A 19,447-nucleotide genomic window follows, 5' to 3' on the forward strand; every position below is an offset into this window, starting at 1 on the left:
CCGGACGCGGGATCAGGATGCGGCGGACCGGTCCAGTGCGTCGCGTACGGCGACCGCGAGTGAGACCGCCTCGGCCAGTCCAGCGGGGTGGACCACACCGGCGGGCAGGCTGTCGGCCGGCCAACCCGGCCCCGCGGCAATGACCAACAGTGGTCGGCGTGGGGCGCCGAGCAGCGCGCTCAGCTGGGCCGGGTCGCCGGTGACCGGGGTGTGTGACCAGATCACCACGGCGGCCGGCCCGGTCCGGTCGATCGCGTCCAACAGGGCGGCCACCGGCACCCGCGCACCGAGCATCCGATGGTTGACGCCCACCTCGGCGAGCGCCGCGGCGAGCGCCTCCAGCGGCAGACTGTGCTGCTCCTCGTCGGCGCAGGAGAGCAGGACGCGGGGTGGCTGCCCGGCGGGGGCGGGACAGGCAGCCACGACCGCCGCGAACGCCGCCGACACGCACCGGGATACCAGGTGCTCCACCTCGATCAGGGCGGCGGTGGCGGCATGCCGCTCACCGATACCGACCAGCACCGGACGGAGCAGACCGTCCCAGGTGCCGATCACCCCGTCGGTGGCGATCGACCGGGCGATGGTCTCGCTGATCACCTCGGCGTCCATCCGCATCGCGGCTCGGGCCAGGCCGCGAGCCACCGGGCCGGCTCGGCGTACCGGAATGGTCGCGCCACCGCCGGCCCGCGCCGTGGTCGACCGGACCGGGCGGGGGGTGCGGGCGGACGCCGGGTCCGGTGCCTGCCGGGCCCAGCGGGCCGCCTCCGCCGGGTTGACTCCCTCGGCGGTGAGCCGCCGCATGATCTCCAGCCGAGCCAGGTCGGCCGGGGTGTAGCGCCGATGGTGGCCGGGGACGTGCTGGCTCGGCCCGAGGCCGTACCGCTGGTGCCAGGTGCGCAGCGTGGTGACCGCGACACCGAGCCGTCGGGCGACCGCCCCGGCGCTCAGCGCCTCATCGGCCACCCGACCGCTCCGACGCGTCGCTGGGGGGCAGCTGGGTCGGGCTCGACGGGTGCAACAGCCGGTCCAGCACGCCGCCGAGCCACGGGGCGTACGAATCGGGATCCTCGATCAGTTCGGTGGCCAGGGTCACCGGATCCGCCCAGCGCAGCTCGGCGACCTCCGACGGTTCCGGGTGCAGCGGCGCGTCCGGCCGGAACTCGCCGCGCAGGACGTGGTCGTACTCGACTTCGATGCGCCCGGTGGCCGGATCCTCGGCCCGGTAGATGTGGACGCCGACCTCGGTCAGCGGCACCGGCCCGACGCCCAGCTCCTCGTCGAGCCGACGGTTGGCCGCCACCGACAGGGACTCGCCCGGCTGTGGATGGCCGCAGCAGGAGTTGGCCCAGCGCAGCGGAAACCGGGTCTTGATCGCGGCGCGGCGCTGGAGCAGCACCCGACCGTCCGGCGCCACCAACAGCACGGAGAAGGCGCGGTGCAGCCGGCCAGGTGGCTGGTGGGCCGTGGCCACGGTGGTCGATCCGACGGGCTGACCCGTCTCGTCCACCAACTCGACCAGATGACTCTCCCGGGACGGGGACATCAGTGCGTTCCTCTGTTCAGGCTCGGCTGCGTTGCGCCGGGTGGCGTCACCGGACTGCTCCGGTGATCCGGCTCGCCGCGAGCTTGCCGGAGATGAGCACCATAGGCACTCCGACGCCGGGCTGCGTACCCGAGCCGACGAACACCACGTTGGACAGCGACCGGTGCAGGTTCGCGGGCCGGAACGGGCCGGTCTGGAACAGGCTGTGCGCGGCGGCGAACGGCGTGCCGGCAGCCATGCCCTGTTCCGCCCAGTCCGCCGGAGTGATCGCCTGGAGCACCTCGACACCCGCGCCGAAACCGACGTAGCCGCGTTCCTCGAGGGTGGCGATCAGTTGATCGGCGTAGCGGGCGGTGAGGTCGCCACGCCAGTCGAACGGGGCGCGGTCGAGGTTGGGCACGGGCGCGAGCACGTAGTAGGTGTGCCGGCCGGCGGGCGCCACCGCCGGGTCCGTCCGGCTCGGGTTGGTGACCAGCAGGGACGGGTCGGTCATCAGCTCGCCGCGCCGGATGACCTCGTCGAAGGTGCCCTTCCAGGCGCGGCCGAAGTGGATGTTGTGGTGGGCGATCCGCCCGTACCCCTGGGACGAGCCGACGTGCAGCACCACGCAGGACGGCGAGTAGGCCAGCCGGCGCTGGCGGGCCGGTGGGAGCAGGTCACGGTAGGCCACCGGCAGATCCGGGTTGAGCACCACCGCGTCCGCCGGGACGAACTCGCCGTCGGTGGTCACCACCCCGGTGGCGCGGCCGTTGGCGGTCTCGACCCGGGTCACCGTGGTGCCGTACCTGATGCGTACGCCGTGCTTCTCCGCGGCCCCGGCCATCGCGCGGGAGACCGCGTGGATGCCGCCGCGCGGGAAGTAGACCCCGGCCACCGAGTCGAGGTACGCGATCACGGCGTAGATGGCCAGCGCGTCGTGCGGGGCCAGGCCGGCGTACATCGCCTGGAAGGAGAAGATCCGCCGGGTACGCGGGTCGCGGAAGAACTGGTCGATCTTGGTCTGCAGTCGCCGGAAGGCACCGGTGGCCATCAGCTTGAGCAGGTTGCCGGTGAGCAGATCGGTGGGCGCGTCGAAGTTGCGTTCGATGAAGTCGGCCCGCTCCAGCCGCCACAGGTTGCGCGCGAAGTCGACGAACCGCAGGTAGCCGTCGGCCTCCCGGGGCCCGCAGACGCGGGAGATCTCCGCCGCCATCCGGGCGGTGTCGGTGATCACGTCAAGCGTCGACCCGTCCGGGTAGTAGGCCCGGTAAGCCGGATCGAGCGGGACCAGGTCGAGCCAGTCGGTCAGTTCCTCGCCGACCGCGCCGAGCGCCTCGGCGATGAGGTCGGGCATGGTGAGCACGGTCGGGCCGGTGTCGAACTCGTAGCCGTCGACGCTGAGCCGCCCGGCCCGCCCGCCCGGCACCGGCTCGCGTTCCAGCAGGGTCACCTGCCGTCCGCTGCCGGCCAGGTGCAGGGCACAGGCCAGACCGCCGAGGCCCGCCCCGACGACCACCACCCGGTCCGTACGCCCGGTGACCGTTCGCGCCGCTGACGATCGTGCGCCCATCATGACCTCCGGTCGGTGGCCGCGCTGGCGAGGCCGAACAGTGCGGTACGGGCGGTCTCGTCGATCCTGACGGTGGCGAGCGCGTCCAGTGCCTCCTGGACCCGCTCGTCGATCATCCGCTCGATCCGGTCGACCGCGCCGGTGTCGAACACGATCTCGGCCAGGCGAGCCACCTCCGGCTCGCCCGGCAGCGAGCCGGTGCCGTCCAACGCCTGCCGCTGGGCCGGTGAGGCCAGCTCGCGGGCCAGCATGAGCAGCGCGGTCGGCTTGCCGGTGCGCAGGTCGTCGCCGGCCGGTTTGCCGGTGGCGGTCGGATCGCCGTACACCCCGAGCAGGTCGTCGCGGAGCTGAAAGGCTTCGCCGACGGCAAGGCCGTAGCGGGTGTACGCGGCGGTCAGTGGCGTGTCGCCATGGACGCCGGCCAGGCTCGCCCCGAACAGCAACGGGCGCTGGACGGTGTAGCTGGCGGTCTTGTAGCGGGCGACCCGTAGCGCCCGGTCGACCGACCAGTTCTCCGGGTCGGCCTCGCCGAGGATGTCGAGGTACTGCCCGGCGATCGTCTCCACCCGCATCCGGTCGTAGCCGCGGCGTACGTCGAACAGGCGGCTCGCCGGCAGCGCGGCCCGGGCCAGCAACTGGTCGGCCCAGACCATGCAGAGGTCCCCGATCAGCACCGCCACCGCCTCGCCGAACCGGCCGGGGTCGCCGCTGCGCCCCGCGGCGGCATGTTGAGCGGCCGCGGCCACGTGGGCGGTCGGTCGGCCCCGACGGGTCGCCGAGTGGTCCATCACGTCGTCGTGGACCAGGGCGAAGGTGTGCAGCAGTTCCAACGTGGCCAGTGCGGGCAGCACCCCGTGCAGCGGCTCGTCGCCGCTGGCCACGCCGCGCCACCCCCAGTAGCCGAAGGTCGGGCGGACCCGTTTGCCGCCGGCGAGGACGCAGTCGCGGGCCGTGGCGGCGAATCCGCCCATCGCCGGATCGATCGTGGTCAGCGCGTCGACCTCGGCGTCGAGGAATTCGGCGAGGGTCTGCTCGACCGCGGTGACGAGATCCCGTGTGTACGCCGCGAGGACAGCCGGAATCGGTTCATCTCCACCGACCGGCTGTTCAGGCAACACGCGAAGGAGGTTACCCGTTGGTCGGTCGTTGGCCATGCCGCTGAGCGTACCCTAGGGTTCATGTTGCGTCGATTGGTGCGTCGATTCTGAGGAGGGCGAATGGATCTGGACCTCGCCGCCGCTTACGAACGGTGTCGTGACCTGCACAGACAGCACGGACGCACCTACTATCTCGCTACCCGCCTGCTGCCCGCATGGAAACGCCGACACGTCCATGCCCTGTATGGATTCACCCGCTACGCCGACGAGATCGTGGACCGCACCGAGGCGCTGCCGTCGGCCGAGCGGGCCGCCCTGCTCGACGACTGGGGTGGACGGTTCGTGGCCGGGCTGCACGGCGAACCGGTCGACGACCCGCTGCTGCCGGCGGTGCTGCACACCATCGCCGTCTTCGATCTCGACCGGGAGGACTTCGCCTCGTTCCTCAAGAGCATGGCGATGGACCTGACCGTCACGTCCTACCGCACCTACGATCACCTGCTGGACTACATGGAGGGATCGGCGGCCGTCATCGGCACCATGATGCTGCCGATCCTGGGCAGCTCGAACCTGCTGGCCGCCCGTGAGCCCGCCCGCCAACTCGGCTTCGCGTTCCAGCTCACCAACTTCATCCGGGACGTGGCCGAGGACCTCGACCGGGGCCGGACGTACCTGCCGGACGAGGATATGGCCGAGTTCGGCGTGACCCGGGACGATCTGCTGGCTTGCCGGGCCGCCGGTCGGGCCACCGAGCCGGTCCGGGAGCTGATCCGGTACGAGGTCACCCGCGCCCAGGCGCACTACGCCGCCGCCGCGGCAGGGGTGATCCTGCTGGACGCCGGCTCACAGTCCTGCATCCGCACCGCGTACCTGCTCTACGGCGGCATCCTCGACGAGGTGGCCGCCCAGGACTACGACGTGTTCGCCCGGCGAGCCACCGTCCCGCAGCGACGCCGCCTGACCGTGGCGGCTCGTGCCCTGCTCGCCCCGCCCGGCACCCCGGTACCCCTACCCGGACCTCCCCCTCGCTGACCCCACCCCGCTGACCCCACCCCGCCAACCGCCCACCCCGCCGCCCCCGCCCCGCCGCCCGCCCGCCCCGCCCCGCCCCGCCCGCCCCGCCGATCGTCCGCCCCGTCGATCTTGCACTTTCCGTCCCCGCAAATGCCGCGCAAGGGTTGAATGGGTGACCGAAAGTGCAAGATCGACGGGGTGGGTGGGTGGCTGGGGCGGGTGGGGTGGGAGGGGTGAGCGTGGGGTGGGGTGTGGGGGTGGGAGGGGGTGGTTGGGGGAGGTTGTTCTTGTCGGGCGGTTTGGGGGCGGGTAGGGCGGGAAGTCGGTAGTTGTGCGAGAGCTATTGACGAAGATCGAGCAGAATTCCCGGCTTGACCGGTTCGGTGATCGGTTGCAGCGCGCGGTGCAGGGCACCCTGCGGGGGCAGCGCGTCCGTGATCTCCTGCACGGGGTCTGGCTGGGGCATCCCCTGCACCCCGCGATGGTGCAGGTCACGGTCGGTTCCTGGATGAGTGCGGCGGTACTGGATCTGCTGCCGGGGCAGCGGCGGGCGGCCACCGCGCTGATCGCGGTCGGCACCGCCAGCGCCGTGCCGTCCGCGGTGGCGGGTCTCAACGACTGGGCGGCCCTGGCCCGTGACCAGCGCCGGGTCGGCCTGGTGCACGCCGCGTCGAACAGCGTGGCCCTGGTGTTGTACGGGGGCTCGCTGGCCGCACGGTTGTCGGGTCGCCACGGCCTCGGCCGTACGCTCGGCTTCCTCGGACTCAGTGCGGCGAGCGCGGGGGCGTACATCGGCGGGCATCTGGCGTACAAGCAGGGTGCCCAGGTGAACGTGAGCGTCTCCGACCTGCACCTGATCAGCGAGGGGTGGCATGCGGTCGCCGAGATCGACAGTTTGCCTCAGCGGGAACTGATCACCCGCAAGGTCGACGAGGTGTCGGTGATCCTCTACCGGCACGGCGACGACGTGACGGTGATGCTGGAGCGCTGCCCCCACCAGAGCGGGCCGCTCGGCGAGGGCGAGGTACGCGAGATCGACGGCCACGCCTGCGTGGTCTGCCCCTGGCACGGCAGCACCTTCCGCCTCAACGGTGGCGAGGTGGTGCACGGTCCATCCTCGAACGACCAGCAGATCCTGCCCACCCGCGTGGTGAACGGCAAGGTCGAGGCACGCCTGCCCTGACCCCCGGGGTACGGCGGCAGGCCCGACGCTGCGGCCCGCGCACCGACCGCCCGCCACGGCAGTCGCTCGTGCCGCCAGTCGCTCGTGCCGGTAGGTGTCGTCAGTCTTTGCGGTGTCGGCCGGTGGGAAGTTCGCGGGGTGCGCTGCTGCGCCGGTGCTGCCAGGTGCTGGCCGAGGTGGTCGCGGGTCGTCGGCGCAGACCCAGGACTGCGCCGATCTGTGCGCCGACGATGCTGGCCACGGCCAGTACGGCGGAGATGGCCAGGGGTCGGTTCACCCGGTCGGGATCGCCTGCGCGGGCCGCGCCCACCGTCACCACCGGCGGATGGTTGTCGGAAACCTCGTCGCGTGGCGCGGTCGGCTGTCGATCCTCGGGCGCGGCGGGCGCTGGTGTCGCGGCTGCCGGCCCTGAGGTGCTCCCACCCGGCTGACCGGAGGCGCCACCCCGCGTCGCCCCGTCCTGCGTGGCCCCACCCGGCCCCGTCCCACCCGGCCCTGATCCGCCCGGCCCCGTCCCGCCGGGTCCCGATCCGCCCGGCCCCGATCCGCCCGGTTTCGCCGGGGCGGGCGTTTCTGCTCCGCTGTCCGGGGCGGCCGGTTCGGGCGAGGGCCGTGCCGGCGTCGCCTTCGGGGTTACCAGCCGACCGGTGGCGTGTGCCCGTACGCCCTGGTCCTGGGCCTCCGCCGGGAGCGTGATCAGTTGGCCGGGGCGGATCTGGTCAGGGTTGCGGAGTCCGTTGAGGGCAGCCAGTTTGCGGTAGTCGTCGAAGTCGTCCAGGTACCGGTCGGCGACCTTGCCGAGGTAGTCGCCCTTGGCCACCTGGTAGACCGGAGCATCGACCGTGGCCCGGTCCGCCCGCACCGTCGCCTGCGAACCCATGGCCGTCGAGCCCACGGCCGTCGAACCCATGGTGGTCGAGCCCATGGTGGTCGAGGCGATCGTGGTCGAGGTGGCCGGGGACGCGTACGCGACGGTCGCGGTGGGTGCGGTGTACGGCCCGGAGGTGTACGCGGCGGTGGCGGCGGCGGCCGGGCTGGCGACGAGGATCAGCGCGACCGAGCCGACCAGGGCGGCGGCGGCCCGCTGCTGGCGGCCCATCCCGGGCAGCCGGGGTGCCGGTCGGCGCAGCGCCTGTGCGCCCAACTCCACGAGCACCGAGATGGCGAAGGTGGCCCAACCGAACCAGCCGACCAGGGCCAGCGCCCGCAGGAACAACTGGCCGTCGTCGCGGCTGGTGAGGGTGGTGCCGATCTCCGCCAGTGTCGGTACGTGGTCGGGCAACGGGTTGCCGGCGAAGGCCAGCAGCGCGATCGGCCCGCCGACCAGCAGGCCGAGCAGCACGACGAGCGCACCGAAGCCGGTCAGGATGCGACCGAGCCGTCGTACGGCGGTACCACCCGATGCGGCCATGACGACCTTCCTTCTCTCAGGGGAGCCCGGTCAGCGGCCGCGCGGTCGCCTCACCGGTGACGGTGACGGTGTTGGAGAAGCCGAAGAGGCCGAGCATGGCCCGGCTGTAGGTGACCGAGACGCGTACCCGGATCTGGGTTTCGCCGTCGACCACCGGGAAGTTGACGGTGTGACCGCTGGCCCCGGCGGCGGCGAGGTAGTCCGCGACGGCGCGACGGGCCTGTGGTCGGTTGATCTGTTTGGGCCCGCCCTCGATGGCGGTGGCCAGGTCGATGGCCTGCCCGCCCGCCCGGGCCGCCTCGGCGGCCAGGTTCTCGGCCCGCTGGAGGGTACGCAGCTGCCCCGCGCCGTCGAACGCCATGCCGATGATGGCCAGCACTCCGACGAGGGCGATGGCGAGGAAGATGCTCACCCGCCCGGCATCGCCCCGGCCGGCGGTCATCCTCGACTCCGGTAGCGGTCCAGCGGCGAGGTGAACGAGGCGGTGATCCGGCTGCCCGCCGGCATGTTCTTCAGCGCGGGAAGCCTGACGTCCTGGTAGGACACTGTGCAGGCGAGTTCCACGGTGACCGAGGCGTCCTGCCCGACACGGCTGCGGAACGCCGCGTTGAAGGTGGTGGACCGGCCGTCGACCGTACCCCGGAAGGTGATCTGTGGGGCGCCGGTGCAGGCCACGCCCCGCCAGTCGAGCTGCTGCCGGGCCGCCTCCCGGGCCTCCCGGCGGGCGGTGGGGGCGTCCCGGGAGATCGAGGCCGCGCGGGCGGCGTCGTGGGCGGCGGCCTCCAGCGCCTCACTGGCCACGGCGGTACGGCCGGCGACCCCGGCCAGCACCATCAGCGCCACGAAGGCAGGTGCCAGCACGGCCACCTCGATCGAGACCGAGCCCCGGCTCATGGTGCGGTCCATCGTTCCACCGTCCCGTGTGCGCTCTGCCGCACCGAGAAGCTGACGCCCGGTACGACCGACAGGGCGCGACCGGTCACCGTGCAGGTCACGTCGGTGGCCGTGGTGACGCAACTCGGTCCCGGGTCCTTCCAGCCGACCAGCCAGTCGCCCGCCTGGTTGAGGAACTTCGTCGCCCGCTCGGCACCGGCGTTCGGTGCGGCCTCGTGCAGCCGTTGGGCGTTGACGCCGCTCTGCGCGGCGTTGAGCGCGGTCGAGCGGGCCACGAAGACTGCGGCGACCTGGATCGACGCGAACAGCATCAGCAGGATCGCCGGCAGCGTCACGGCCAACTCGACCGGGTTGCCGCCTCGTTCGCCGTCGCCGGGCAGCCGGTGGTGCCGGCGCGCGACGGCGCGCCGGCACCACCTCTCGAACCGGAAACGACGCATCGTCAGTTGGCCGGCGGACCGGGGAGGGCGTCCATCCAGTTGTTGGCTGCGGCGAGGGCGGCGGCGGTCACCGCGAGGGCCACCGTCACCAGACCAAAGATGATCACGGCGGTGGGCACCGGGCTGTCGCCGCGATCGCCGGCGAGTTCGGCCAGCCGCGCGCGTAGCGCGGCGTGCAGGTAGGTGAGGACGGACATCGAACTGCTCCTTTGCTGACGGGGGTTGGCCTAGAGGCGGGCCAGGAACGGATAGATGGCGAAGCCGAGCAGGACGAAGACCAGCAGCGCGCCGGGGATGTCGAGCCGACTGGTCACCCCCTCGGCGCGAGCCAGGTTGTCGGTGCGGATCTGGTCGCGTAGCGAGTCGGCGCGGCTGCGCAGCGTCTCGTGCACCTGGGCGCCCTCGCTGCCGGAGGACTGCATGATCGCGCCGACATCGCCCAGCTCGGGGATGCCGATCCGATCGGCGAGGTCACGCAACTCGTCCCAGGGGGAGTGCATCTGCATCTGGGCCATCCGCAGCGCCTCGGAGATCCGCTCGAAGACCCAGCCCTCGCAGATCGCCGCCGCCCGCTCCAGCGACTGCACCGGGCCGTGCGCGGCGGAGAGTTGCAACGCCACAAGGTCCAGGTAGGTGCAGACCGCCTGGCGGAACTCCTCCCGGGCGGCCTCGGCGCGGGTCACTACCGCCCGGTGCGCCACCAGGGCACAGAGCGCCGCCAGACCGAGGCTGCCCAGCACCGGTACGACAAGCGGCAGCGAGATGCCGACGGCGAACAGCGCGAAGCTGAGCAGGGCTGGCGCGGCGAGGCCGATCAGCGCCGAGAGCAGCAGGGAGAGCGTGTACTGCTCGGGGGTGCGGTCGAGCAGGGCGAGCTGTCGGTGCGGTGGGCGCAGCCAGCGGGCCAGACCGGTGAGCCACTCCAGTTGACGGGCGGCGGGACCGGGCCGGGCGACTCCGGCCGGCGGATGTAGCCGGCGCAACGCCGGGCCGAGCGCGGGGGTGGCCGGCACCAGTTCGCGTACCACCAGGAACACGCCCAGCCCGACCGCTGATCCGGCGACCACGGCGACGAAGAGGTGCAGGTTCACGCCACCGCCTCCTCGGGGTCGGGAGCGGGCAGGAAGCGGGCCGGTCGCGGCGGTTGGCTCATCGAGCGCACCCAGGCCAGCAGGCCGACGAAGGCGGCACCGAGCAGCGCCATCACCAGCTGACCGAACGGCGTGCCGTACGGCTGCACGTACTCGGCGTTGAACAGCCCGTACGCGATGGTGGCCAGGGTCATCCCGGTGAGGAACCGGACCGCGAACCGGGGCTGGGTGCGTTTGGCCTCGATCTCCCGTCGGGTGGTGACCTCGGCCGCCGCCGCCGAGGCGATCGAGCCGAGCACGTCGCCGAGCCGCTCACCCCGGTCGGTCAGGTGCAGGATGAGCGCCGCCATCACCTGGTCGCAGACCGGGTCGCCGATCTCGTCGGCGAACGCCAGCAGGGCGGATCGGGCCAGCCAGCCAGCCTGGAGTCGGGCGGCGAGCAGCCGTACCTCGTCCTGGATCTCCTCGGGCGCGGTGCCGACCGTGCCGATGATCGCCTGCTGGAGTCCCTGCCCGGTGGCGGAGACGTCCTTGAGCCGGCGGGTCCACTCGCCGACCGCCTCGATCCGGGCGATGGCCCGCTGTTCGGCCCGGCCGACCGAGAACAGCCACGGGGTGCCCGGTACCGCGACCGCGACCAGCAGGCCGACCACCGGCAGCCCGGTCAGCAGGAAGGCCAACGCGCCCGCCACCACCGCGCCGATCAGCAGCGCCTGGTGGGCCTGCTGCTCGCGGACGGTGGTGCCGGAGCCGCGCCACAGTCGGCTGATCCCTGGGCCGGCGCCGGGCGCCGGGCCGGGCGGGCGGCGGGTGCCGACCAGTGCGACGACCGTCAACACCAGCCCGGCCACGCAGGCCGCCCCGGAGACCACGGCGAGAAGTTCGATGTTGTCGAGCACCACTCACCGCCGACCGAGTCGGGTCTGCTTGGGGCGACGCCAGGCACCCTGCCCGGCCTCGATCCAGCGGCTCAGCAGCCGCGCGTCGTAGCCCACCCGCAGCAACTGGTCGCGGACCCGTTCGGGTAGGTGTCGGGGCACCGCCCGACCGTCCGGGCCGGGCGCGAACACCTTGGTGGTGGTGATCCGGTTGCTGTCACCGACACCGATCACCTCCTCGACGTGCGAGACGAACCGGTGCTTGCGCCCGCCGATGCCGGTCTCGTCCTCGACGGTGACGTAGACGATCAGGTCGAGGGCATTGCCGGCCATCCGGCGGGCCTGATCGACTGTCATCTCCCGGCCGTGCGCCAGCGCCAACTCGATGATCCGCTCGCTGACCCCACCCGGGGTACGGGCGTGGATCGTGCACATCGAGCCCCGGCTGGTGGTCATCGCCTGGAGCATCGGCACGATCTCGCGGGACCGGACCTCACCGACGATGATCCGCAGTACGCCCATCCGCAGCGACACCGGGATCAGGTCGGCGATGCTGATCTCACCGGCCGGTCGACCGTCCGGCCCGCGTTCACCGTGCCCCTCGCGGGCCTCGAAGCTCATCACCGCCCGGTGCCGGTCGGTCCGGCGGGCCGGCAGCAACTCCCGGCTCTCCTCCAGCAGCACGTACGGCTCGTCGGGCGGGATCTCGCTCATCAACGCCCGGATGACCGTGGTCTTACCGGCACCGGCCAGCCCGGCGACCATGATGTTCAGCCCGGCGCGCATCGACGCGCGGAGGAAGTCGCGCAGCAGCGGGTCGATCATCTCGTCCAGGTCACCGCGGGTGCCGGCGAGGTCGTCGAGGGTCACGTCGAGGGTGTTGTGCTTGCGGATCACCGCGTACGGGCGGTGGCTGACCAGGAACACCGCCGCCAGCCGGCTGCCGTCGGGCAGTTGCAGATCCAGGGTCGGCTTCGAGGTGGACAGCGAACGTTCGGTGGCACCGGCCCGGCGGGCCGCCGCCTGGAGGATCTCCACCAACTCGTCGTCGCTGTCGGCGATCGGCTCGACCCAGTCGACGCCACCGCCGTGCCGGGTGATGCGCACCTGGTCGCAGCCGAGGATGTGGACCTCCTCGATGGTGTCGTCGACGAGCAGGGTCTGAAGTCGACCGAGACCGGCCAGTTCGGCGGTGACCTGGTCGAGCAGCAGCCGTTCCTCACCGGCGGCCATCGGGGTGCCGGCCCGGCGTACCGAGTCGGCGTACTCGGCGACCAGGAGCACCGCGAGGCGGGCCCGCTCGGTGTCCTCCTCGTCGACGCTGAACTCCCGACCCCGCTGCCACCGGGTGAGTTGCTCGCTCAACTGGCGACGCAACTCCCGTACCACCTGGAAGTCCACCCGTGGCCGGGGCGGCGGCTCGGCTGCCGCCGGCGCGGCCGACACCGGCACCGGCACGGAGGCGTAGTGCCGACCGTTGGCCACGGGCAGCGGTGGCGCGGTGGAGGTGGCGCCGGGTGGCTGCCGCCGGGGATCCGAGGAGACCGGCTCAAAGCGCATCGGGCACCCCCTGCGAGACCGGCCAGGCCAGGCGGGCTCGCCGCCGGTCCAGCAGGGCGCCGACCGGCACCTCCAGTTCGCGGGCCGCGCGCAGCAACGGCCGTCCGGCGCGCACCGTGCCGCCCAGGCTCAACACCCCGGCGGTACGCGGATCGTGCGGCAGCCGGGCGATCACCGGCAACTGGAGGGCCTTGCTGATCTCGCCCTTGCCGTGGCCGTCGCCGACCAGCAGCAGGCGCAGCGTGCCGGGCTCCACCCGATGCTCGGCGAAGTCCCGTTCGAGCGTCTTGAGCATGGCGCGGGTGCCGGACAGGTCGGGCAACTGCGCCCGGGTCACCACCAGCACCACCGACGCGGCCCGCAGCAGCGGCCACGGCGTGCCGACCACGTGCAGCCGTCCACAGTCCACGATCACGTCGTACGGCGGGTCACCGCGTTCCAGCCCGGTGAAGAAGTCCGCGAACCGCTGCCACAGCGGGATGACACTGCCGGCCTGGGCCGGGTCGACGACACCGGGCAGCAGCAGGCGTTCCCGGCGCGGGGCGTCCAGGTCGACCAGCTGCGACCAGAACGCGGTGTCCAGGTTGCCGTCGCGCAGTTCCCCGACGGCCAGTTCACCCAGGCCGCGTGGGCCGTCCAGCGCGCCACCCAGGTAGCCGGCGAGGATCGAGCCGCCGGCCGGGTCGCATTCGGCGAGGACCACCCGACGGTGCCAGCTCAGCGCGCACGCCAGCGCGGTGGTGGTCACCCCCGGAGAGCCCTTGGCCGAGACCAGCGCGATGATCGCCATCAGGCCGCCTTGGTGAGCACGACCGCGATCCGGTCCTGCGCGGCCAACGCCACCACGGCCGGCACGTCCCGGACGGCCAGGGCCAGGTAGACCACCACCTCGTCGCGGCCGTCCGTGCTGACCGCGTCGGTGACGGTGGCGGTGAACCGGGTCACGCCGGAGGACGAGTTGCTGCTGCTGTTGTCGTCGCGGGGGGTGCTGACCAGCAGGATCTCGTCGCCGGGGCGAAGCTTGGGGGCCGGCACCTGGGCGGTACGCAATCCCAGGGCGATCTGCTGCTGACCCGGGCCGAGCAGGGGCTTGTCGGTGAGCTGCGACATGGTCAGCAACGTGCCGGGGGCCAGCGAGACGGCGGCGCGCATGCCTACCACGTCGGCGAGCCGTCCGGCCGGCACCGGGTCGAGCCCCTGCCCGCCGGCCACCTGCACGGAGACCAGGTCGCTGGCGCTTACCACGCTGCCCACCTCGACCGTCCGGGCGACCGCCAGGTAACTGCCGGTCGCCCGCACCGAGTTGACCGCGAACGCCGAACCCAGCCCACCCAGGGCGATCAGCAGTACGGCCAGCCCGAGCAGCCCGGGGCGGACCCGGCGTTGCCGGACCACCTTGGGTGGGGCGACCGGCGCGTCCACCGGAGAGGGTCCGTTGCGGGTCGCCACGCTCATCGGGTCACCACCTGAAGCTCGTTGATCTGGATCTGCACCGGGCCGGTTGTGCGGGTGACGCCACCGATGCTCCCGGTCGCGCCGCTGCTGCTGGTCCAGGTGACGCTCCACTGCGTCGTCGCCTGGACCTGGTACGTGCCGGCCTTCGTGTAGCCGTTGTGGTAGCCGCAGTCGGGGGAGCGCTTCCCGGCGTTTCGACCCTGCCGCTCGTACGCGGTGCCGGGGCCGTCGCAGACGACCCGGTCGCCGTTGCCCATGTCCCAGACGATCTCGTCGACCTCGGCCCGGATGGTGACGGTCAGGCCCCGATCGGATGCGGAGGCGCTCTGCGGGCCGAAGTAGGTGGGGCCTCGGCTGGCCCACATCCAGACCGGCAGCCCGACCAGACCGGGGCCGATGTCCTTGCGGGGTGCGACCGCCGCTCGGGGGGCCAGCAGGGTGATCGAGGCGAACGCCCGGCGGGCCAGCTCCTCCGGATCCGGCGGAGCACCGAAGCCCGGCGGCGGCCCCTCCAGCAGCTCGTTACGCACGCTGCCCAGGGACACCGCGTCGCAGGTTAGCGTGTACCACTGGGACCCCGGGGGTGCCTCCAGTTGTGGCTCGGAGAGTCGGTAGTAGCAGCCGTCCTGGCTGTTGAACCAGCCCATGCCTTCGCGGTAGCAGGGGACGGTCTGCCCCTTCCACCGGCAGACGCCGCTGCCGCCACCGCCACCGCCGTTGTCGCCACCGTTGTCACCGCCGTTGCCCCCACCACCGGGGGTGCCCGGGTCGTCGTCCCAGACGTTGCAGTTGGGCTGGGCCGGCGGGCACTCGGCACCGGGGTCGGCGGCACCGGCCGGCACCGCCGGACCGGTGACCAGCAGCAGCGCCAGCGCGGTGCCGAGCAGCAGCCGGCGGACGGCCGTCCGGCGCAGCAGGCGCGGATCGGCCGATGCCCGGTCGAGGTGGTTCGCCGCCCGGGTCAGCACGGCTGATCCTGGTGGGCGGAGCCGCCGCTGATCAGCCAGCGACCGTCGGGGTAGCGGGTGGCGACGGCGGTGGCGAGGTGCCGCGTACCGCGGGTGCCCGGCACCGGCTTCTTGTCGGCGACGTAGACCAGCCGGTAGCCGGTGGCGTCGAGGCAGTCCTGTATCTCCACAGTGGGTGGCTCGCCGTCCAGGTCGACGGAGATCACCGTGGGGTCGGAGCGCAGCGTGCCGGTGCTGACCGCGCCGTTGGCTCGGGCCTTTATCAGGCCCACCCGGACCCGGGTGAGCAGCGGGTCGGCGAGGAACCGGGTCAGCTCCGGGTGCTGCGGGTCGCTGCGCCGGCTCGCCGACCGGGAGGCGCTCAGGTATCCGGCGTACGCCTTCAGGGCCGCCTGCTCGGCGGCCTTCTCCTCGGCGACCCGTTCGTTGCCGACCGGCCGGCTCCGGTCCGTGGAGGTGGTGCCGGCTGTCGTCGGCGGGTTGCCGCAGGCGGTGGTCGTGCCGACGGTGGCCACTGCGACCAGACCGGCCGTCCAGCGACTCAGCTGCCGTGCTCGCACCCTCGTGCCCTCCTCGGTACCGACCCGGCGACCGGCGTCGCCGCCGTTTTCGGGCATGCGGCAGCGCGACCGGATGGTCCTCTGCGGGCCGGTCCAATACGCAGTCGCATTTGCCCTTACGGATCTTCTACAAATGCACTGTCCTGGGTGGTTATGGCCGTCGGACGTGGGTTGCGTCACATCCAAGGGGCGAGCATAAGCTGACGCCGGCCGATGCAACAGAGGCAATTCATGTGACTACTCTGAGTCATGAACGGTGGTGGTGCTCGATGGTTACCGGAGGGTTGCCGAGGCCTGCCGAGGTCGTGTCGACGCCGGATCGGTGCGGTTCGCGCCCCGATGGGATCCGCCGTCGGGTGGGGGGCGCCGAGGCGGGTATCGGTGGGGTGGGAAATGGCTTGTTGCCCGATCCGTCCCCCGTTTTCCCCGCCCCAGGGGTTCGCCAATTGCGTTTCATGGGAATTCCATCGATGCGCGCCGGGTGTTTCGGCCGAGTCTCCGCCGACTGCCAGGGTTCCGTTTCGCAACGATCGGGTCACCTGCGGATCCGAGCGGGCAGATTACGTACGGTATTCACATTCCCGGGGTGGTCGGCGTGAGCCGGCCGGCCGCCACCGAGCCGGCGCGGCCCGACAACGTCCCGCCCACCGCCGCCCGCCGCCGGCCGCTGGCCGTGCTGACGCTCACCCCGCTGCTGCGGTACGCCGTCGCCCGACACGCCGTGCCGGCGGGGACCGACCGCCGCAGCGGATGCGACGCCTGCGACACCCCGATCGGCCTCGACCGGCCCTGGCCGGCGCTCGGCCCCACCGCCCGATGCGGCACCTGCCGAGCCCGGATCGGCGCGCCGCCGTACACCGTCGAACTGGTCACCGTCGCCGCCCTCGCCATGCTGCTGCTGGCCGGCCCGCCCGCAGGTGAACTGGTCGCCGCCGCCTGGTGGCTGATCTTCGCGGTACCGCTGGTCTTCGTCGACCTCGCCGTGCACCGGCTGCCTGACCGGCTCACCCTGCCGGCCGCCGCCGGCACCTGGCTGCTGCTCGGACTGACCGCCCTCGTCGACGCCGGGCCGGCACCCTGGCTGCGCGCCACCGCCGCCGCGCTCGGCCTGGCCGGCTTCTTCGCCACCACCACTCTGCTGTTCGGCGCCCGAGGCTTCGGCATCGGCGACGCCAAACTCGCCCTGGGCGCGGGCGCGCTGCTCGGCTGGTACGGCTGGGCGACCCCGGTGCTGGGGCTGCTGCTCGCGGTGATGCTGTCCGGCCTGGTGGCTCTCGGGCTGCTGGTCACCCGACGGGCGCGCTGGTCGTCTCACCTGCCGTTCGGGCCGTACCTGGTGCTCGGCACCGTGGGGGCGCTGCTGCTGGTGTGGTGAGCGGGCCGGCGGGGAACTGTTGATGCCTCCCGTTCGCACCGCTTCAGGAGGCGTAGTTGCAGCGCACAGCCGAACGCTCGTCCGCACCCGACGAGCGCTGGCGGATCCGGCGTACCCACGACGACCTGGACCGGCTCGGCGAGACCGAGTCGGTGTTCGCGTTGAGCAACGGCTGGCTGGGCTGGCGCGGTGCCCTCGACGAGGGGCGACCGTGCGACATGCCGGGCAGCTACCTCAACGGCTTCCACGAGCGGCGCAAGCTGAACTACCCCGAGGACGGTCACGGCTTCCCGCAGCTGTCCGACACGGTGATCAGCGCACCGAACGCCACCCTCGTCCGGCTCTGGGTCGACGGCGAACCACTTGACGTACGCACCGGGACGCTGCACCACCACGAGCAGGTCCTCGACCTGCGCGCCGGGGTGTTGGAACGGCTCACCGAGTGGACCTCGCCCGGCGGACACACGGTGCGGATACGCAGCACCCGACTGGTGTCACTGCTGCGCCGCCGCGTCGGTGCCGTCGAGTGGACGGTGGAAGCCCTGCACGGGCCGGTCGAGCTGAGGATCTGCGCCGACCTGCTGGCCAACGAGCGGGTGGAGGACCGCGCCGACGACCCACGAGCCGCCGCCGTCATCGACGATCCGCTTGTCGGCGAGGCGCAGCACCTCGACGGCAGCGCCGGGGTGCTGGTGCACCGCACCGAGCACAGCGGTCAGCGGGTCGCCGTCGCCGTGGCACACCACCCGACGGCACCGGACCACGTCACCAGCAGCGCGGACGCGACCGAGGACCGGATCCGGTTCAGCCTCACCGGCGTCCTTCAGCCCGGAGAGCGGGTCACGCTTGCCAAGTTCGCGGCGTACGAGTGGCAGCCGGTCGACGGCTCGTCGCCGGATGACCTCGCCGACCAGGTGATGACCGACGCGCTTGCCGCTCGCGCCGACGGCTTCGCCGCGCTGCGCGCCGAACAACGCGCGGCCCTGGACGCCGCCTGGCGTACCGCCGACGTGCTCCTCGACGGTGACGACAAGTTGCAGGTGGCGATCCGCTTCGCGATGTTCCACCTGATCCAGGCGGGCCGCCCCGACGGCGACCGGACCATTCCCGCCAAGGGGCTGACCGGCAACGGCTACGACGGGCACGTGCTCTGGGACACCGAAGGCTACGTCCTGCCGGTGCTCACCTACGTCGCGCCGGAGGTGGCCCGATCGGCGTTGCGCTGGCGGCACGCGCAGCTGCCGCAGGCCCTCGAACGCGCGGCGGAGTTGCGGCTGACCGGGGCGACCTTCCCGTGGCGCACCATCGGGGGACAGGAGTGTTCCGGCTACTGGCCCGCCGGTACGGCCGGGTTGCACGTCAACGCCGACATCGCCGACGCGGTGCTGCGCTACGTCGCGGCCACCGGCGACGACGACCTCCTCGCCGGCCCCGGACTGGAACTGCTGGTGGCCACCGCCCGGCTGTGGGCCGGCTTCGGGCACTACACCGACGACGGTCGCTTCCACATCGTCGGGGTCACCGGTCCGGACGAGTACTCGGCGCTTGTCGACGACAACCTGTTCACCAACCTGATGGCCCGGCGGAACCTGCGCGGTGCCGCCGACGCGGCGCAGCGCCACCCGGAGGCGGCGACCCGGTTGGGCGTCGACCCGGCGGAGGTGACCGCCTGGCGGGCCGCGGCCGACGCGATGACCGTGCCGTACGACGCCAAACGCGGGGTGCACCAGCAGTCCGCCGGCTTCACCGAACAGCCGGAGTGGGACTTCGCCGGCACCAGCGAGGACGACTACCCCCTCCTGCTGCACTTCCCCTACCTGGAGCTGTACCGGCACCAGGTGGTCAAGCAGGCCGACCTGGTGTTGGCCATGCAGCGCTTCCCCGGCGAGTTCGCAGCCGAGGAGAAGGCCGCCAACTTCGCCTACTACCAGGCCCGGACCGTTCGCGACTCGTCACTGTCGGCCAGCCCGCAGGGCGTGCTCGCCGCCGAACTGGGCCACCTCGATCTGGCGTACGACCTGTTCACCGAGTCGGTGTTGCAGGACCTGGAGGATCTCGGCGACAAGACCGGCGACGGCCTGCACCTGGCGTCGCTGGGCGGTGCCTGGCTGGCCCTGGTGCAGGGCTTCGGCGGGATGCGCGACGACCGCGAACTGCTGTCCTTCGACCCCCGGCTGCCGGACCGGATCGAGCGGCTGGCATTCAGCCTCTGCTGGCACGGGCACCGGCTGCTGGTCACCCTCACCGCCGACGACGTCCGCTACGAACTGCCCGACGCGCCCACCGGCGCCACCGTCGAGCTGTGGCATCACGGCGAGCGGTTGCGGGTGAGCGCCGGCGAGCCGGTGACGCGCCCGATGCCTGCGGTGCCCGACTTCGGCGCCGAACCGCCCTCCCCGGACGGGCGCCGCCCGCAGGGGCGGTAAGGA

General features: G+C 72.5%; 20 protein-coding genes. 4 read left to right on the forward strand and 16 right to left on the reverse strand.

What is annotated here, in order from left to right; all coding sequences use genetic code 11:
- Positions 1–12: 12 nt before the first annotated feature.
- Genes Vgi01_RS19240 through Vgi01_RS19255 form a run of 4 tightly spaced genes read right to left on the reverse strand, consistent with a single transcriptional unit; the run spans position 13 to position 4,246 of the window.
- Positions 13–963 (reverse strand): MerR family transcriptional regulator, encoded by a 951-nt coding sequence (locus Vgi01_RS19240; protein ID WP_204291912.1) that lies wholly within the window; start codon positions 961–963, stop codon positions 13–15.
- Positions 953–1,543, reverse strand: coding sequence for an isopentenyl-diphosphate Delta-isomerase (gene idi / locus Vgi01_RS19245; protein ID WP_102660027.1), 591 nt, complete (start codon positions 1,541–1,543; stop codon positions 953–955). The genes Vgi01_RS19240 and idi overlap by 11 nt, the downstream gene beginning before the upstream one ends.
- 46 nt (positions 1,544–1,589) lie before the next feature.
- Positions 1,590–3,092, reverse strand: a complete 1,503-nt coding sequence (crtI, locus tag Vgi01_RS19250; protein ID WP_204291913.1) for a phytoene desaturase family protein — start codon at positions 3,090–3,092, stop codon at positions 1,590–1,592.
- Positions 3,092–4,246, reverse strand: coding sequence for a polyprenyl synthetase family protein (locus tag Vgi01_RS19255; protein ID WP_102660025.1), 1,155 nt, complete (start codon positions 4,244–4,246; stop codon positions 3,092–3,094). Before Vgi01_RS19255 ends, crtI begins: the two co-directional genes overlap by 1 nt.
- A gap of 63 nt (positions 4,247–4,309) precedes the next feature.
- Between Vgi01_RS19255 and Vgi01_RS19260 the strand changes: the two genes are divergently transcribed.
- Positions 4,310–5,221, forward strand: coding sequence for a phytoene/squalene synthase family protein (locus Vgi01_RS19260; RefSeq protein WP_204291914.1), 912 nt, complete (start codon positions 4,310–4,312; stop codon positions 5,219–5,221).
- A gap of 313 nt (positions 5,222–5,534) precedes the next feature.
- The gene (locus tag Vgi01_RS19265) at positions 5,535–6,386 is read left to right on the forward strand and encodes a Rieske (2Fe-2S) protein (protein WP_102659897.1); all 852 of its coding nucleotides are present in this window, start codon (positions 5,535–5,537) and stop codon (positions 6,384–6,386) included.
- Positions 6,387–6,486: 100 nt separating this feature from the next.
- On the opposite strand, the gene Vgi01_RS19270 is transcribed toward Vgi01_RS19265, so the two are convergent.
- From Vgi01_RS19270 to Vgi01_RS19325, 12 genes are read right to left on the reverse strand one after another with little or no spacing between them, the layout of a single operon-like run.
- Positions 6,487–7,797 carry a LysM peptidoglycan-binding domain-containing protein gene (locus Vgi01_RS19270; RefSeq protein ID WP_204291915.1) on the reverse strand — a complete coding sequence of 437 codons (1,311 nt, stop codon included), beginning with the start codon at positions 7,795–7,797 and terminating at the stop codon, positions 6,487–6,489.
- A 16-nt stretch (positions 7,798–7,813) separates the two neighbouring features.
- Positions 7,814–8,239: a pilus assembly protein TadG-related protein gene (locus Vgi01_RS19275; protein ID WP_204291916.1), complete on the reverse strand. Its 426-nt coding sequence runs from the start codon at positions 8,237–8,239 to the stop codon at positions 7,814–7,816.
- On the reverse strand, positions 8,236–8,703 hold the full coding sequence (locus Vgi01_RS19280; protein WP_102659900.1) for a TadE/TadG family type IV pilus assembly protein: 468 nt from the start codon (positions 8,701–8,703) through the stop codon (positions 8,236–8,238). Before Vgi01_RS19280 ends, Vgi01_RS19275 begins: the two co-directional genes overlap by 4 nt.
- Positions 8,688–9,131, reverse strand: a complete 444-nt coding sequence (locus Vgi01_RS19285; RefSeq protein WP_102659901.1) for a TadE/TadG family type IV pilus assembly protein — start codon at positions 9,129–9,131, stop codon at positions 8,688–8,690. Before Vgi01_RS19285 ends, Vgi01_RS19280 begins: the two co-directional genes overlap by 16 nt.
- Positions 9,132–9,133: 2 nt before the next feature.
- Positions 9,134–9,328 carry a hypothetical protein gene (locus Vgi01_RS19290; protein WP_102659902.1) on the reverse strand — a complete coding sequence of 65 codons (195 nt, stop codon included), beginning with the start codon at positions 9,326–9,328 and terminating at the stop codon, positions 9,134–9,136.
- A gap of 30 nt (positions 9,329–9,358) precedes the next feature.
- Positions 9,359–10,222: a type II secretion system F family protein gene (locus tag Vgi01_RS19295; protein WP_102659903.1), complete on the reverse strand. Its 864-nt coding sequence runs from the start codon at positions 10,220–10,222 to the stop codon at positions 9,359–9,361.
- The gene (locus Vgi01_RS19300; protein ID WP_373306997.1) at positions 10,219–11,124 is read right to left on the reverse strand and encodes a type II secretion system F family protein; all 906 of its coding nucleotides are present in this window, start codon (positions 11,122–11,124) and stop codon (positions 10,219–10,221) included. The genes Vgi01_RS19295 and Vgi01_RS19300 overlap by 4 nt, the downstream gene beginning before the upstream one ends.
- Positions 11,125–12,660: a TadA family conjugal transfer-associated ATPase gene (locus Vgi01_RS19305; protein ID WP_102659904.1), complete on the reverse strand. Its 1,536-nt coding sequence runs from the start codon at positions 12,658–12,660 to the stop codon at positions 11,125–11,127. It lies immediately after the preceding gene.
- Complete coding sequence (locus tag Vgi01_RS19310; protein WP_013730910.1) at positions 12,650–13,450, reverse strand: CpaE/TadZ family protein; 801 nt, start codon at positions 13,448–13,450, stop codon at positions 12,650–12,652. Before Vgi01_RS19310 ends, Vgi01_RS19305 begins: the two co-directional genes overlap by 11 nt.
- Positions 13,450–14,115, reverse strand: coding sequence for an SAF domain-containing protein (locus Vgi01_RS19315; protein WP_204291918.1), 666 nt, complete (start codon positions 14,113–14,115; stop codon positions 13,450–13,452). Before Vgi01_RS19315 ends, Vgi01_RS19310 begins: the two co-directional genes overlap by 1 nt.
- Positions 14,112–15,032: a hypothetical protein gene (locus Vgi01_RS19320; RefSeq protein WP_102659922.1), complete on the reverse strand. Its 921-nt coding sequence runs from the start codon at positions 15,030–15,032 to the stop codon at positions 14,112–14,114. The genes Vgi01_RS19315 and Vgi01_RS19320 overlap by 4 nt, the downstream gene beginning before the upstream one ends.
- Before the next feature lie 44 nt (positions 15,033–15,076).
- Complete coding sequence (locus Vgi01_RS19325; protein WP_102659923.1) at positions 15,077–15,643, reverse strand: hypothetical protein; 567 nt, start codon at positions 15,641–15,643, stop codon at positions 15,077–15,079.
- A gap of 667 nt (positions 15,644–16,310) precedes the next feature.
- On the opposite strand from Vgi01_RS19325, the gene Vgi01_RS19330 reads away from it, so the two are divergent.
- On the forward strand, positions 16,311–17,018 hold the full coding sequence (locus tag Vgi01_RS19330) for a prepilin peptidase (protein ID WP_102659924.1): 708 nt from the start codon (positions 16,311–16,313) through the stop codon (positions 17,016–17,018).
- A 56-nt stretch (positions 17,019–17,074) separates the two neighbouring features.
- Positions 17,075–19,444 (forward strand): glycoside hydrolase family 65 protein, encoded by a 2,370-nt coding sequence (locus Vgi01_RS19335; protein WP_102659906.1) that lies wholly within the window; start codon positions 17,075–17,077, stop codon positions 19,442–19,444.
- Positions 19,445–19,447 lie beyond the last annotated feature (3 nt).

It is taken from the genome of Micromonospora gifhornensis (assembly GCF_016863515.1).
GTDB lineage: Bacteria > Actinomycetota > Actinomycetes > Mycobacteriales > Micromonosporaceae > Micromonospora > Micromonospora gifhornensis.

What these genes read in the sequence shown, in the direction of transcription:
- Vgi01_RS19260 (WP_204291914.1), top strand. Translation starts at nt 4,310, where the DNA reads ATGGATCTGGACCTCGCCGCCGCTTACGAACGGTGTCGTGACCTGCAC.
- Vgi01_RS19255 (WP_102660025.1), bottom strand. Translation starts at nt 4,246, where the DNA reads ATGGCCAACGACCGACCAACGGGTAACCTCCTTCGCGTGTTGCCTGAA.
- Vgi01_RS19310 (WP_013730910.1), bottom strand. Translation starts at nt 13,450, where the DNA reads ATGGCGATCATCGCGCTGGTCTCGGCCAAGGGCTCTCCGGGGGTGACC.
- Vgi01_RS19285 (WP_102659901.1), bottom strand. Translation starts at nt 9,131, where the DNA reads ATGCGTCGTTTCCGGTTCGAGAGGTGGTGCCGGCGCGCCGTCGCGCGC.
- Vgi01_RS19275 (WP_204291916.1), bottom strand. Translation starts at nt 8,239, where the DNA reads ATGACCGCCGGCCGGGGCGATGCCGGGCGGGTGAGCATCTTCCTCGCC.
- Vgi01_RS19280 (WP_102659900.1), bottom strand. Translation starts at nt 8,703, where the DNA reads ATGGACCGCACCATGAGCCGGGGCTCGGTCTCGATCGAGGTGGCCGTG.
- Vgi01_RS19290 (WP_102659902.1), bottom strand. Translation starts at nt 9,328, where the DNA reads ATGTCCGTCCTCACCTACCTGCACGCCGCGCTACGCGCGCGGCTGGCC.
- Vgi01_RS19315 (WP_204291918.1), bottom strand. Translation starts at nt 14,115, where the DNA reads ATGAGCGTGGCGACCCGCAACGGACCCTCTCCGGTGGACGCGCCGGTC.
- Vgi01_RS19270 (WP_204291915.1), bottom strand. Translation starts at nt 7,797, where the DNA reads ATGGCCGCATCGGGTGGTACCGCCGTACGACGGCTCGGTCGCATCCTG.
- Vgi01_RS19305 (WP_102659904.1), bottom strand. Translation starts at nt 12,660, where the DNA reads ATGCGCTTTGAGCCGGTCTCCTCGGATCCCCGGCGGCAGCCACCCGGC.
- idi (WP_102660027.1), bottom strand. Translation starts at nt 1,543, where the DNA reads ATGTCCCCGTCCCGGGAGAGTCATCTGGTCGAGTTGGTGGACGAGACG.
- crtI (WP_204291913.1), bottom strand. Translation starts at nt 3,092, where the DNA reads ATGGGCGCACGATCGTCAGCGGCGCGAACGGTCACCGGGCGTACGGAC.